This window comes from Stenotrophomonas maltophilia group sp. P373 (assembly GCF_053295075.1).
Genome location: NZ_CM129994.1, coordinates 99409 through 112647, shown reverse-complemented (window position 1 = coordinate 112647; position 13239 = coordinate 99409). Strand labels below are relative to the sequence as shown.

The window sequence follows — 13239 nt, the reverse complement described above, 5'->3', positions numbered from 1 at the left end:
CATGTGACCCCTCGCAATCCGTCCCCGCTTCCTCTTCCATGGCCTACGAACTCGCCAAGCGCACCGCCGATGCCGAGCAGAAGCTCGCCACCCGCGATGGCCTGCCCGCCCGCGACGGCGCCCTGCTCAGCGCGCGCCTGCAGCGCCGCTACCAGGACCGCATCACCGGCAGCTTCGCCATTCCCGGCCGTGAAGGCCGCTACGCGCCCGTTCCCGACTCGGTATCACCGGCGCTGGCCGCTGCACTGAAGGCACGCGGCATCGAGCAGCTCTACAGCCACCAGGCCGAAGCCTGGGAGGCCAGCCAGCGCGGCGAGCACGTGGCCATCGTCACCCCCACCGCCAGCGGCAAGTCGCTGTGCTACACCCTGCCGGTGGTCAGCGCGGCCATGCAGGACAAGGCCAAGGCGCTGTACCTGTTCCCGACCAAGGCACTGGCCCAGGACCAGGTGGCCGAGCTGCTGGAACTCAATCGTGCCGGCGATCTCGGCGTCAAGGCCTTCACCTTCGACGGCGACACCCCCGGCGATGCGCGGCAGGCGATCCGCCTGCATGGCGACATCGTGGTGTCCAACCCGGACATGCTGCACCAGGCCATCCTGCCGCATCACACCAAGTGGGCACAGTTCTTCGAGAACCTGCGCTACATCGTCATCGACGAGGTGCACACCTATCGCGGCGTGTTCGGCAGCCACGTCACCAACGTGCTGCGCCGGCTCAAGCGCATCTGCGCGTTCTACGGCGTGCAACCGCAGTTCATCCTGTGCTCGGCCACCATCGGCAACCCGCAGGCGCATGCGGAAGCGCTGATCGAGGCCCCGGTGACTGCCATCACTGAATCCGGTGCGCCCACCGGGCCGAAGCAGGTGCTGCTGTGGAACCCGCCGGTGATCAACCCCGACCTGGGCCTGCGTGCCTCGGCGCGCTCGCAGAGCAACCGCATCGCCCGCATCGCGATCAAGTCCGGGCTGAAGACCCTGGTGTTCGCGCAGACCCGCTTGATGGTCGAGGTGCTGACCAAGTACCTGAAGGACATCTTCGACCACGACCCGCGCAAGCCGCCCCGAATCCGCGCCTACCGCGGCGGTTATCTGCCGACCGAACGCCGCGAGACCGAGCGTGCGATGCGAGCCGGCAACATCGACGGCATCGTCAGCACCTCGGCGCTGGAACTGGGCGTGGACATCGGCAGCCTGGACGTGGTCATCCTCAATGGCTACCCCGGCAGCGTGGCCGCCACCTGGCAGCGTTTCGGCCGTGCCGGTCGCCGCCAGCAACCCGCACTCGGTGTGATGGTGGCCAGTTCGCAGCCGCTGGACCAGTACGTGGTGCGGCACCCGGACTTCTTCGCCGAAGCCTCGCCCGAACATGCGCGCATTGCGCCAGACCAGCCGCTGATCCTGTTCGACCACATTCGCTGCGCGGCCTTTGAACTGCCGTTCCGGGTCGGCGATGGCTTCGGCCCGATCGACCCGGAAGTGTTCCTGGAAGCGCTGGCCGAAACCGAAGTCATCCACCGCGAAGGCGAGCGCTGGGAATGGATCGCCGACAGTTATCCGGCCAACGCGGTCAGCCTGCGCGCGGTGGCCGATGGCAACTTCGTGGTGGTCGACCGCAGCGACGGCCGCCAGCAGATCATCGCCGAGGTCGATTACTCCGCCGCTGCGCTCACGCTGTATGAAGGCGCCATCCACATGGTGCAGTCCACGCCCTACCAGGTGGAGACGCTCGACTGGGAGGGCCGCAAGGCCTACGTCACCCGCACGCATGTGGATTACTACACCGACAGCATCGACTTCACCAAGCTCAAGGTGCTGGACCGCTTCGATGGTGGCGTGGCCGGGCGCGGTGATTCGCACCATGGCGAAGTGCACGTGGTGCGGCGCGTGGCCGGCTACAAGAAGATCCGCTACTACACCCACGAAAACATCGGCTACGGGCCGGTGAACCTGCCCGACCAGGAACTGCACACCACCGCAGTGTGGTGGCAGCTGCCGCAGGCACTGCTGCTGCGCGCCTTCGCCAGCAGGCAGGATGCGCTCGATGGCTTCCTCGGTGCGGCGTATGCGCTGCACATCGTCGCCACGGTGGCGGTGATGGCCGATGCGCGCGACCTGCAGAAGTCGGTCGGCAACGGCGATGGTTCCTGGTTTGCGATCGCCGACCAGAGCGGCCGTGGCCAGTTGCGCGGCAGCGAGGGTGATCCTGGCGTGGTCGAACTGCTGCAGGAATTCGTGCCCACTGTGTATCTGTATGACAACTTCCCCGGTGGCGTTGGCCTCAGCGAGCCGTTGTGGCAGCGTCAGGCGGAGCTGGTGCAGCGCGCGCGTGAACTGGTGCAACGCTGCGACTGCAAGGCCGGCTGCCCGGCCTGCGTCGGCCCGGTGCTGGCTGCACAGGAAGAGGATGAAACCTCGCCACGTGCGCTGGCATTGCGCGTGCTCGACCTGTTCGACGCCGAGGCCTGCCGGCACGTGCCCGACGTGGTGGCGTCCGCGCGCGACCCGATGGAGCTGCTGGCACCGTGAGCCTGAGCCTGGACAAGCTGCGCCTGCTGCGGAAGCAGGCCGGCGACCCTAAAGCGGCCACGCCGGCGGCGTCGGACGTTGCCCCTGCGCCACCGGCACCACCGGCCGCCAACGATGCGCAGCAACCACCGGCCGAGCGTTCGGTGTTCGCCTGGGTCGAGCAGGAGATCCGCCACAAGCCCACAGGCGCTGCGGCGGCCACATCGGCGCACACACCGGCCCAACTGCGGCGGCCGGAAGTGGGCAGCCTGCATCGCCTGCTCGGCATGCGCTCGCGGAGCGGCGCCACGCCGGCACGTGCCAGCGCACAGGATCGCCAGCTGCCGGGCGAGGAAATCGCGCCGGGTCTGTTCCTGATCGAATCGCTGCAACCTCAGCCGATCCCAACTGCCCCGCTGTCGCTGGCCTTCGCCAAGCGCGAAGACCAGCACGTGGCTGCACGCGATCTGCTGTTCTTCGACACCGAGACCACCGGCCTGGCCGGCGGCACCGGCACCCGTGCCTTCATGATCGGCGCGGCCGATTGGCATGTGTGCCCGCAGCGTGGCGAGGGCCTGCGCATCCGCCAGTTGCTGATGGCCACCATGGCCGCCGAGGACGCGATGCTGGCCACCTTTGCCCGCTGGCTGCAACCGTCCACCGTGTTCTGCAGCTACAACGGCCGCAGCTATGACGCACCGCTGCTGAAAGCGCGTTACCGGCTGGCCCGGCAGCCGGACCCGATCACCGCACTGGACCATGTCGACCTGCTCTACCCCACGCGCCGCCGCTATCGCGGCACGTGGGAGAACTGCAAGCTGTCCACCATCGAACGCCAGCTGCTGCGCGTGGTGCGCGAGGACGACCTGCCCGGCTCGGAAGCACCCGGTGCATGGCTGCGCTTCCTGCGCGGCGGCGATGCGGTGAACCTGCGCCGGGTGGCCGACCACAACCACCAGGACGTGGTGACCCTGGCCCTGCTGCTGCAGCGGCTGGTGCGCGAGGAACAGCGCGAGCGCGAGACACTGGCGCTGGTCGGCCGGTAATGACACACGGGGCCGCGTTGACATGCCCTGACGGTGGCAGCGGTGACACTGCCACCACCATCCACGCCTGGAGCCCGACGATGCGCCTCAATCCGCTTGCCCTGCTTGCCATCCTGCCACTGGCCGCCTGCAGCCACGCCGGCGGCAGCACCGCCCTCGATGCCGCGCCAGCGCCAGCACCCGTGGCCGACGCCGCGCACGAATGCAAGCCGGAGGCGCTCGAGGCCTTCACCGGCAAGACGGCTGACGAAGCCACCATCAAGAAGCTGGTGGCCGCCAGCGGCGCGCGCGGTGCACGGGTGGTCAAGCCGGGCATGGCGGTGACCATGGACTTCCGCCAGGACCGCGTGACGGTGCAGGTGGATGCGCAGAACCGGATCGAGCGCGCCAGCTGCGGTTGATCGCCCCAGGGTAGTGCCGGCCGCTGGCCGGCACTACCGATCAGAGTCGCTCGGCCTTACCACTGGCCAGGGCGCGCGCGATCACCTGCTGCGCCTGCTGCGACGCCTGGGCATGCACGCGTGCCTGGCGCTCGCCCAACGCGGCCTGCTGGCTGCCCAGCGCTGCCTGGCGGCTGGCCAGTTCAGACTGCTGGCTGGCCAGGCGCTGCATGTCACGAGTGCGGCCGGACTGCGCGGCCTCGCTGCGGGCTTCCTGCATCGCACGGCGTGCCTCGGCGGCGGCCTCACGTGCCGCCTCACGGGCAACGGCCACATCGTAGGTCGCGCCCCGCGCCGCCTTTGCCGCTTCCGCCGCCGCCTCGCGGTTGATGTCATGCGCGGCCATCGCACTGCGCGCGGCCTCGGCGGCGATCAGTGCGATGCGGCGCGATTGCTCGCCCTGCAGGCGGCCCATTTCACCCAGCTGCCTGCCGAGTTCGCCCTGCTGGCGACCCAGCACGCTTTGCTGGCGGCCCAGTTCGCTCTGCTGGCGGCCCAGCTCTACGGCACCGCTGTAGGCACGCTGCAGACTCTGGATCAGCATCGGGTCACGCACCACGTAGCGCTTGTCACCCTGGCGGAACCACAACGCCGGGCCCTTGCCGAGCTGCCTGCGGGCCACCGTCACGTCGTCCATGCCGCCGTTGGCGAAGGTCGAATCACCATCAACCAGAACGAAGGCCTCCCGGGGCGACCTGCCCAGGTCCAGGCGACCGTAGGTGGTGATGGAGGTGGCGGCCGACGTCGTGCCTTCATCGTCTTCGGCCATGCCCGTGGCGTCGCCGACATCGGCCACATCGGCATCGTCGGGCCCGGTCGCGTCAGCGGGTTCGGCCGGCGCGGCCGGTGCTGCAGGCGCGGCCGGGGCCGCCGGCACGCCCGCGGCGGATGGCGGTGCGGCCGGAGCCTTGGGAGCCTTCGGCGGTGGTGGCGCCACGACCTTGGGTGCCGCCGGTGGCGCGGGCGGTGCCGGCGGTACCGGCGCAGCGACCAGCCGCATCGGCGCCACACCCACCAGTACCACGGCCGCCGTCAACGCCATCGCCAGGATGCGGGGGCAGGCACGGCGTGGCTGCAACGAGAGCAGGCGACGCTTGAGGCTGGTGGCATCCGGTGCGGCACTGGCCACGCCCAGGTGCGGCTGCGGTGCCACCCCCAGCTGCAGCAACAGACGGCCATAGGCCTGGCGGCTGGCAGCGTGCTGGCCCACCACCGCTGCGTCCACCGCTTCTTCGCGCGCTTGTGCATATTCACGCACCGACAGGCGCAGCAGCGGATGGAAGAAGAACAGGTGCTGGGCCAGCGCAGGCAGCAGGCCCCACTGCAGGTCCCGCCGCTGCAGGTGCTGCAGTTCGTGGGTCAGGGCCAGGTCCAGCGCGTCGCCCTGCAGGGCGTTGTCGCCAGCCGGCAACAGCAGCACCGGGCGGAACGGACCGACCAGCTGCGGTGCGTCCACCTGCGTGCTCATCCACAACCGCGGCGCAGGCCGCACGCCATGTGCATCGGAAGCCAGCTGCAGGGCCTGCACCAACGCCTGGTCCTCGCAGGGATAGGCCGCTGCCAGCAGCGCGCGGCAGCGACGCCACTCACCGAAGGTACGCAGCGCCATCAGCAGCACGCCGGATGCCCACAGCGCGGCCAGTGCGACGGCCCACCACGCCACTGCCGGTGCATCCGCTGCAGGCATCGGCATCGCGGCCAGCAACTGTGCCGAGGCCTCCGGGGCCAGCGGATAGACCACGTCGGCAGCCGCATCGGTTGCGGTCATCGCCACCGCCTGCGGTGCGGGCAGCCAGGCCAGCTGCAGCGGCTGGCTCCAGAACAGGCCAAGCACGGCCTGCAGCGAGACCAGCCACCACAGGCGGCAGCGGGTCGCCGCCGACAGTGACGGCAGCGCGCGGCACACGCCATATACCAGGGCTACCAGCAGCACGGTCTGCAGGCTGGTCCAGCCCAGCCGTTCCAGCATCGGGATCAGCATCGTGGTGTCCATGGCTCAGCCCTCGTGGCGACGCGATTGGAGTTGGGCGACCAGCGCTTCCAGTTCGGCCAGTTCGTTGTCGCTGACCTTCTGCCGCTGCGACAGATAGGCCACGAACGGCGACACCGAGCCCTGCAGGGTGTTGTCGACAAACTGCGCCACCGCGCCCTGCAGCACGCTCTGCGGGCCGCGGGTGGCCTGGTAGCGGTAGATACCGTCCTGTTGCCGGCGCTGAAGATACCCCTTCGCCCGCAGGCGCTCCATCATCGTCAGCACAGTGGAGCGGGCCAGCCCGCGGGCCTCGCCGTAGCCACTGGCGACCTCGCCGACACTGGCCGGCGCATGTTCATCGATGTACTGCAGCAGGGCCAGTTCCTGGTCCCCGATGGTCTTGCCGCGCATGACACCACTCCCTTGACTACACGTGTCGCCACTGTCAGCTTGACGACAGCTGTAGTCAACCCCCCGGAAGTCACGGGCCGACGAACGGTAGGGCACCGAGCGCTTAAACCTTCGACGCGCTGTCTGCATCCGATTCGCAACGCCCGCTGGAATTCCGCATGTTCCGCCCAACGCTCCGAGTCGTGCTCATGCTCATCAGTGCCCTGCCCTTCGCCGCCGTCTCTGCCAGCCAGGACCAGGCCAACGACCAGACCCGCCGCCTGATCCGCCAGATCATGCTGGAGCAGCGCATCCCCGGGCTGCAGGTCGCGGTGGTCAAGGACGGGCAGATCGTGCTCTCCGAAGCCTACGGCCTGGCCAACGTCGAGAACGGCGCGCTTGCCTCGCGGGACACCCGCTTCCCGCTCAATTCGGCCACCAAGGCGTTTACCGGCGTGGCTGCCGCGCAGCTGGCTCAGCAAGGGCAGCTGGATCTGGACGCGCCGGCCTCGCGATATCTGGGTGATCTTCCGCCAGCGTGGAGAGACGTACGCGTACACCAGCTGCTGGCGCATACCTCCGGCCTTCCGGACATCCTTGATGCGAACGGGCTGCTGGGCGGAGGTTCCGAAGCACAGGCATGGGCGGCGGTGACAGCTCGACCGCTGGAAGCGGCGCCTGGGCAGCACTTCGCCTACAACCAGACCAACTACGTATTGCTGGCACGGATCATCGCGCAGCAATCCGGCATGCCCTACGAACGTTTCCTCGCCACCGGCCAGTTCAGCAGCGCGCGCATGGCCCGCACCACCTTCGGCGACAGCTACGACCTGATTCCGGATGCTGCGACGATGTACAGCCTGGCCCCGCGTGCCACCGACGATGTAGATGCGCCGTCCCGCCTGTCGCATTGGTTCTACGACATACCGCCTTCACTGTGGGCGGGTGGCGGCATCCTCACCACCGCCGACGACACCGCGCGCTGGCTGGTCGCGCTGACCGAAGGCCGCCTGCTGCCGGAGACGGCCCTGCGGCGGATGTGGAGCGTAGAGCGCCTGGCGGATGGCCGTGCCGGCCCGTGGGCGGGTGGCTGGCCGGTGTTGCACGCATCGCCCGACCTTCAGGTGGCCGGTATCGGCGGTGCGCGCTCGGCCTTCGTGGTCTATCCCGAGCGCGGCGTGGCGGTGGTGGTACTGACCAACCTTGTCGGTGCCAATCCACAGCAGTTCATTCCACGCATTGCCGATTTCTATGCGCGCGATGCCTCAACGCCCGGTCACGAACGGGTCGCCCTGGCACGGCAATAGCGGGCTGTCATCGCAGGGCCATAACCCGGCCGGCACGGTCCTGGACACTTCAAAGTGATCCTGGTTCCAGCGCAGGAAACCGCCGTGCATGGCATTGCCATGGTCGAAGCTGCGTGCATCGGCGGTCAGTGGCTGTTCGGGGTCGGCTTCGGCCACCCAACGCAGCACGGGCACTTTGTCCAGCACGCCGATGAAGGCGAACAGATCGCCCGCGCCCTTGTCCTCGTAGGCCGTCATGGTCGCCGCATCGGGCAACCCGGCCTGCGCCAGGATGGATGCGGTGACATCCTGCAGCGGTGCGGCTCCCTCTGCGATGTAGGCGCGCATGCCCGTGGTGGTTGCCGGGCAGCCCTGCAGCTGCACCAGATAGCCGGTGATACCGCCACTGCCGGAGAACGACCGCATCCAGTAGCGGAAACGCGGCCCGCTGCTGTCGGTAACCATGAAGTCCTGCTGGCCACCCTGCGCTGGAATGGAAAGCACCTGCACCTTGCTGGCGCCCTCCACCTTGCACTTCAACTGCGCCAGCACCTGCCTGGCCGGTTCCGGCAGTGCTTCGTAGCGGCCGCCGGGGTGGGCGCTGCCAGAGGCTTCCGGCAGTGCGGGCAATCCGCGATCAGCGGGCAGGGTCTGCAAAGGCAAGGCCTCCGGTTTCGCCGGTGAGCTGGCGGCAGGCGCTACCGGTGCGACGCGCTCTCCAGCGGGCGCGCAGGCGCTGCAGGCCAGCAGCAGCATCAACGAAACGGTCAGACTCAGGTGTGATCGGATCATCGCTCAACGCCCTCCCATCGCCGGCGCTTCCTGCGTTTGTGCAGGCGCGGCCACGGGTGCCGCCTGTTCGCGCGATTGCTGCTGCAGCTGGCGCAGGCTGGATTCCACCGCGGTGTCGCGCACCTCGGCTGCATTGACCCCTGCGCGCAGCGCCGCAGGATCGCCCGGACTGCCCTGCACCAGGAACAGTGTTTCGCCCGCCGCACGTCCAGCACTGGGATTGCTGGCCACGATCTGGTCGACCCGGGTGATGCCCGCGGCCTTCGCTTCGCGCAGCATCACCAGACTGTAGTCGTCGGCATGCTCGGCGTAGCGTCCACCCAGGGCGTGCAGGCGGGTGCTGATCTGCTGCTGCAGGGCATGGTCGCGATGCTGCGGCTGACGGGGATCGTCGTTGGCCGCGAGCGGCACATCCTGCCCCAGCTCGCGCGCCTGGCCGGGTGCAACCGAGGTCAGCACGTACTGCCAGCGGTTCTGCCCAGGCGTGCCGCGCACCGTCGACACGAAGTCGTCGTACTCGCCGCCGCCGATGGTCTGGCAGCCGGCCGAATCGGTGTTGGACCGGCTGCCGCGATGGATCTTGAAGGTGTCGTTGAGGTCCTGCACGCCCTGGGTATCGCGCGCATCGAACCAGCCGTCGCCATTGCTGTCGCGCTCCACCCGTCCGGTGCCCGCCGTGATTGCATCCTGCGAAGGACGCAGCGCGAACTCATCGGGATGGCCATTGCGTGGATGAGTAGTCGCGCGCATCTCCGTAGTGCCTTCGCCCAGGCGTCCGAGGTCCTTGACCCGGTCGCCGTTGACATCCTCACCCTCGGTCTTGGTGCGTGGCGCCACATTGCCGAAGCCCGGGCTGCGCGGCGTGGTCTTGGCATGACCGTCGTACTGGGCGGTCGGCTCGGTCGTGGCCTGGTTGAACTCGCGCACATGGCCTTGGCCCTGCGCATCCTTCCACAGCACCACGATGCGGTCGTCGTAGACCCCACGCCCACGTGCCTCGGTGGTGCGGTTCTCGTCGCGCAGCCCCAGCACCACGCGGTCCTGCGTCGCCATCGCGTCATTCGCCGCGGTGTTGCCGCGCTGGGCCACGATGCTGCCATAAACGTCGTACTGCTGGGCCTGGCTCAGGCCTGCGGTCTCAGCCGCGTCGGGCATCCGTGGTGGACGCTCCGCGTTGCTCAGACGGTCCAGCATCGGGTTCACCGTCGTCGCATCAGCTGCGGCAACACCTCCGCTGCGCCGCAATGTCTCAAGCTCGGTGGCGGCGCGCACCGACACGTAGCGATCCAGCGCTTCCTGCACCACGGCGCTCTGCCCGTCGTGCAGGGCGTTCAGGCGGGCGGCTGCAGCGCGCGGGTCGTTCTGCCTCAGCAGGGCGACGACTTCGTTGGCCGCCGCATCGATATCCATCTCGGGCATGGTCGTTCCTTGGACGTGATCAGTACGGAGTCAGCCTACCCCAGCCGCCGGCTGGGGCTTTTTGACGCACCGCACACCTTCGCCGCCACGCCGCATTCAGGCAGATCACACTCAGCCCCGTGGCCCGCCCATCACCGGCAGGATCACCCCACTGATGTAACTGGCACAGGCCGGAGAGGCCAGGAACACATACGCCGGCGACAGTTCCTCGGGCTGTGCGGGCCGGCCCATGTCGCTGTCCTTGCCGAACTCCGCCACGTCTTCGGCCTGCTTGTCGGCGGGGTTCAGCGGCGTCCACACCGGCCCCGGCGCCACGCAGTTGACCCGGATGCCGCGCGGCAGCAGCTGGCTGGCCAGCGCCTTGGTGAACGCATGGATCGCGCCCTTGGTGGCCGAGTAGTCGATCAGCGCCTTGCTGCCGAAGATCCCCGTTTCCGAGCCGGTGTTGATGATGCTGGCGCCTTCGCCCAGATGCGGCAGTACCGCACGCGCCATCTGGATGTAACCGCCGATGTTGGTCTGCAGGGTTTCCTGCAGGTGCGCATCCTCCAGATCTTCCAGGCGCTCGCAGTGCAGTTGGAACGCGGCGTTGTTGACCAGGATGTCGATGCCGCCGAACGCCTTGGCCACCTGCTTGACGGCCTTGTTGCAGAAACGCGGATCGCGCACATCGCCGGCGATCACCACGCAGCGGCCGCCTTCGCGTTCCACGTGCTGGCGGGTGATGTCCGCGTCTTCGGCCTCGTCCAGGTGCAGTACCGCCACATCCGCACCTTCGCGCGCGAACAACACTGCCACCGCACGGCCAATGCCGGAGTCGCCACCGGTGACGATCGCACGCATGCCCTGCAGCTTGCCGCTGCCCGTGTAGTCGGGCGCAAGGAAACGGGGCGCCAGCTCCAGTTCGTGCTCGTGCCCGGGCTTGGCCAGCTGCTGTGCCGGCATCGCCTCCGGCTGCCGGCGTGCGCCGGCCTGGGTGGCGGTCTTCTTCGTTGCCTTCTTGGCCGCGCGGGCGTCCTTGGCCTTCTCCTGGTCCTGCAGGCGCCGCTGCCGTGCAGCGACGCGTGCCGCCCGTGGATCACTGGCGGCTGCCTTGCGGGTTGCGGTCTTCACCACGCGCGGGCGATCAGGGTCGGCGACCGTCTTGGTCGGGGTGCTGCCTTTGCGCACTTTCGGCGATGCCTTACGGCGGGCGGGGGTCTTGCTGGTGGTGGCCATGCAGGTCTCCTCGGGAGGGAAAGGGGCTGCCGGCCAGCGGCCGGCACTACCGGGGGGCGGCCCATGCCGCTCCTGCAGTGTCTCCACCCACGCTGTTGGCGGCGGTGAGCGCGCCGTGTCCACGATGTGCACGGCATTCATTCCGCCACCACGTCTGACGTCGCACCCTGCACGCAATCACACCAGGAGTGCCTCCATGAAACATGCCATCGCCACCGCCGCCGCCTGCTTTGCCCTTGCCGCCTGCAGCAGCACACCGATGGCCCAGGTGCAGCCGATCGACGGTGTGATTTCCGGCCAGTGCCATAGCGACAGGGTGCGCGGCGCGGTGGGCCTGGCCGCCTCGGACGCCACTGTGGCCCGCGCACGCGTGGACAGCGACAGCCTGCACGTGCGGGTCCTGCGCCACGACGGCCCGAGGGTGCCGCCGGCCAGCGAAGGCGGCGACCGCCTGACCATCGAGAAGGGCCGGACCAACAACATCGTTGCGATCTACTGCGGCTGACGACTGCGACTGAGCCGCCGCGCCCGGCGCAGCACTTTCAGCGTGGCCTGCTCCCACTGCCGCGGGCCTCGCAGGCCGGCCAGCGAGGCCAGCTCACCGCGCTCCCAGCCGGCAAACACGCACGGGTCGATGTAGGCCTTGCGGCACACGGCCGGCGTGTTGCCCAGCCGTGCCGCCACTTGGCAGACCACTTCACGCTGCGCCTTGGCCAGCGCGCGCTGGCTGGCCGGTTCCGGCAGTTCGGTGGCGGCCAATGCCTGTACCGCCGCCAGCGTGCCGCCCCAGGTGCGGAAGTCCTTGGCGGTGAAGTCTTCGCCCATCACCTCGCGCAGGTAGTCGTTCACCGCGCCGGAATCCACCGGCTGCAGCGCGCCTTCGTCGTCGCGGTACTGGAACAGCGCCTGCCCGGGCAGCTGCTGGATGCCGCGTACCAGCGTGCCCAGCCGCCGATCGCCCACCACCACCTCGTGCAACTGCCCGGATTTGCCCCGGAAGCGCATGCGCACGCGGCCACCGCGCAGCAGGTCCAGGTGGCGGTTGCGCAGCGTTGTCAGCCCGTAGGATTTGTTTTCCTGTGCATAGCTTTCGTTGCCCACCCGCACCAGGGTGTCGGCCAGCAGGGCCACCACCACCGCAAGCACCTTGTCGCGCGGGAAGCCGGGCTGCTTCAGATCGCGCGACAGCCGCCGCCGCAGCGTGGGCAACGCCTCGCCAAAGGCGATGATGCGGTCGAACTTTCCGGCATCGCGCTCCTTCGCCCAATCGGCATGGTAGCGATACTGCTTGCGTCCACGCGCATCGCGGCCGGTGGCCTGCAGGTGGCCATTGGCGTGGGCGCAGATCCACACGGCGGTATACGCAGGTGGAATCGCCAGCGCACGGATGCGCTGCAGGGTGGCGGCATCGCGAACCGCGTGGCCATCGGCATCGCGGTAACTGAAGCCCTTGCCGGCGCGACGCCGGCTGATGCCTGGCTGGGTGTCATCGACATAGCGCAGGCCGGCCGCGCGCGCGGCCTGTCGTTCGGGGGTAGAGGAGGTTGGCATGACCGCAGTGTCGCTGTCGCGATGCCGCGAACCTGTCGATAACAGAAGACAAACACGTGAGGGTCGGTTCGCCGCTATGCTCGGGCTTTCACAATCCCTTCCGGAGTCATGATGTCGTTCCCGATTCGCGCCCGTTCGCTCTCCGCCCTGCTGCTGCCTGCCGTGCTGGCCCTGACCGCCTGCCAGGCTCCGGCGCTGGATGAACAGGATTCGGCCACTGCCCATGCCCAGCAGGCGGCCGAAGCCGCCAAGGCGCCGGCCGACGAAACCGGCAAGGCCACCGAGGCACCGCCGGTCGGCACCTGCGATGCCAGCCAGGTACAGAGCCTGGTCGGCCAGGCCTACGCCGACGCGCTGGGCAAGCAGGCGCAGGAAGATGCCGGTGCCCACCAGCTGCGCGTCATGAAGCCCAATGACGTCGCCACCATGGAGTTCCTCGGCGACCGCCTGAACATCGAAGTGGACGACAAGGGCCTGGTCAGCGGCGTGCGCTGCGGCTGAGCCCGACCGCGCGCCGGCACGGGATGCCGGCGCGTTCTGTTGCACCTGCAACCGTGTATTGCGGCGCTGCAGCAACCTGTGATCTAGTCGAGGCATCCGGTGGCCTCACGATGCGCT

Annotated in this window: 12 protein-coding genes; 6 read left to right on the top strand and 6 right to left on the bottom strand. The window is 68.8% G+C overall.

From position 1 onward, the window contains the following. Positions 1-38: 38 nt before the first annotated feature. The 3 genes from ACSYHF_RS00460 (at position 39) to ACSYHF_RS00450 (ending at position 3954) form a co-directional block, all read left to right on the top strand. Positions 39-2528 (top strand): DEAD/DEAH box helicase, encoded by a 2490-nt coding sequence (locus tag ACSYHF_RS00460; RefSeq protein ID WP_005421015.1) that lies wholly within the window; start codon positions 39-41, stop codon positions 2526-2528. Next, a complete protein-coding gene (locus ACSYHF_RS00455) occupies positions 2525-3553 on the top strand; it encodes a ribonuclease H-like domain-containing protein (RefSeq protein WP_447575989.1) in 1029 nt (342 codons plus the stop codon). The genes ACSYHF_RS00460 and ACSYHF_RS00455 overlap by 4 nt, the downstream gene beginning before the upstream one ends. A gap of 80 nt (positions 3554-3633) precedes the next feature. Next, a complete protein-coding gene (locus ACSYHF_RS00450) occupies positions 3634-3954 on the top strand; it encodes an I78 family peptidase inhibitor (RefSeq protein WP_065185535.1) in 321 nt (106 codons plus the stop codon). Between the two features lie 40 nt (positions 3955-3994). On the opposite strand, the gene ACSYHF_RS00445 is transcribed toward ACSYHF_RS00450, so the two are convergent. After that, positions 3995-5986: a M56 family metallopeptidase gene (locus tag ACSYHF_RS00445; RefSeq protein ID WP_447575988.1), complete on the bottom strand. Its 1992-nt coding sequence runs from the start codon at positions 5984-5986 to the stop codon at positions 3995-3997. A gap of 3 nt (positions 5987-5989) precedes the next feature. Further along, positions 5990-6376 carry a BlaI/MecI/CopY family transcriptional regulator gene (locus ACSYHF_RS00440; RefSeq protein WP_005421039.1) on the bottom strand — a complete coding sequence of 129 codons (387 nt, stop codon included), beginning with the start codon at positions 6374-6376 and terminating at the stop codon, positions 5990-5992. Positions 6377-6564: 188 nt separating this feature from the next. On the opposite strand from ACSYHF_RS00440, the gene ACSYHF_RS00435 reads away from it, so the two are divergent. Further along, positions 6565-7662, top strand: a complete 1098-nt coding sequence (locus tag ACSYHF_RS00435; protein WP_447575987.1) for a serine hydrolase domain-containing protein — start codon at positions 6565-6567, stop codon at positions 7660-7662. Here ACSYHF_RS00435 and ACSYHF_RS00430 read toward each other — a convergent pair. From ACSYHF_RS00430 to ACSYHF_RS00420, 3 genes are all read right to left on the bottom strand, one after another. Beyond that, positions 7621-8433: a hypothetical protein gene (locus ACSYHF_RS00430; RefSeq protein WP_134956120.1), complete on the bottom strand. Its 813-nt coding sequence runs from the start codon at positions 8431-8433 to the stop codon at positions 7621-7623. The two genes, ACSYHF_RS00435 and ACSYHF_RS00430, sit on opposite strands and share 42 nt — an antisense overlap. Before the next feature lie 3 nt (positions 8434-8436). Continuing rightward, positions 8437-9852, bottom strand: coding sequence for an XVIPCD domain-containing protein (locus ACSYHF_RS00425; RefSeq protein ID WP_111127222.1), 1416 nt, complete (start codon positions 9850-9852; stop codon positions 8437-8439). A 111-nt stretch (positions 9853-9963) separates the two neighbouring features. After that, a complete protein-coding gene (locus ACSYHF_RS00420) occupies positions 9964-11070 on the bottom strand; it encodes an SDR family oxidoreductase (protein ID WP_262221935.1) in 1107 nt (368 codons plus the stop codon). Between the two features lie 196 nt (positions 11071-11266). Here ACSYHF_RS00420 and ACSYHF_RS00415 point away from each other — a divergent pair, with 196 nt between their 5' ends. After that, positions 11267-11575 (top strand): hypothetical protein, encoded by a 309-nt coding sequence (locus tag ACSYHF_RS00415; protein ID WP_005421049.1) that lies wholly within the window; start codon positions 11267-11269, stop codon positions 11573-11575. Here ACSYHF_RS00415 and ACSYHF_RS00410 read toward each other — a convergent pair. Beyond that, entirely contained in the window at positions 11563-12621 is a 1059-nt protein-coding gene (locus tag ACSYHF_RS00410) for a DNA topoisomerase IB (protein WP_053497997.1), read from the bottom strand. The two genes, ACSYHF_RS00415 and ACSYHF_RS00410, sit on opposite strands and share 13 nt — an antisense overlap. Before the next feature lie 111 nt (positions 12622-12732). On the opposite strand from ACSYHF_RS00410, the gene ACSYHF_RS00405 reads away from it, so the two are divergent. After that, positions 12733-13122, top strand: a complete 390-nt coding sequence (locus ACSYHF_RS00405) for an I78 family peptidase inhibitor (RefSeq protein WP_032954733.1) — start codon at positions 12733-12735, stop codon at positions 13120-13122. Positions 13123-13239 lie beyond the last annotated feature (117 nt).

Excerpts from the sequence above, each read along its gene's own strand:
- ACSYHF_RS00435 (WP_447575987.1), top strand. The coding sequence starts at position 6,565 with ATGCTCATCAGTGCCCTGCCCTTCGCCGCCGTCTCTGCCAGCCAGGAC.
- ACSYHF_RS00430 (WP_134956120.1), bottom strand. The coding sequence starts at position 8,433 with ATGATCCGATCACACCTGAGTCTGACCGTTTCGTTGATGCTGCTGCTG.
- ACSYHF_RS00425 (WP_111127222.1), bottom strand. The coding sequence starts at position 9,852 with ATGCCCGAGATGGATATCGATGCGGCGGCCAACGAAGTCGTCGCCCTG.
- ACSYHF_RS00405 (WP_032954733.1), top strand. The coding sequence starts at position 12,733 with ATGTCGTTCCCGATTCGCGCCCGTTCGCTCTCCGCCCTGCTGCTGCCT.
- ACSYHF_RS00415 (WP_005421049.1), top strand. The coding sequence starts at position 11,267 with ATGAAACATGCCATCGCCACCGCCGCCGCCTGCTTTGCCCTTGCCGCC.
- ACSYHF_RS00420 (WP_262221935.1), bottom strand. The coding sequence starts at position 11,070 with ATGGCCACCACCAGCAAGACCCCCGCCCGCCGTAAGGCATCGCCGAAA.
- ACSYHF_RS00440 (WP_005421039.1), bottom strand. The coding sequence starts at position 6,376 with ATGCGCGGCAAGACCATCGGGGACCAGGAACTGGCCCTGCTGCAGTAC.
- ACSYHF_RS00445 (WP_447575988.1), bottom strand. The coding sequence starts at position 5,986 with ATGGACACCACGATGCTGATCCCGATGCTGGAACGGCTGGGCTGGACC.
- ACSYHF_RS00410 (WP_053497997.1), bottom strand. The coding sequence starts at position 12,621 with ATGCCAACCTCCTCTACCCCCGAACGACAGGCCGCGCGCGCGGCCGGC.
- ACSYHF_RS00450 (WP_065185535.1), top strand. The coding sequence starts at position 3,634 with ATGCGCCTCAATCCGCTTGCCCTGCTTGCCATCCTGCCACTGGCCGCC.
- ACSYHF_RS00460 (WP_005421015.1), top strand. The coding sequence starts at position 39 with ATGGCCTACGAACTCGCCAAGCGCACCGCCGATGCCGAGCAGAAGCTC.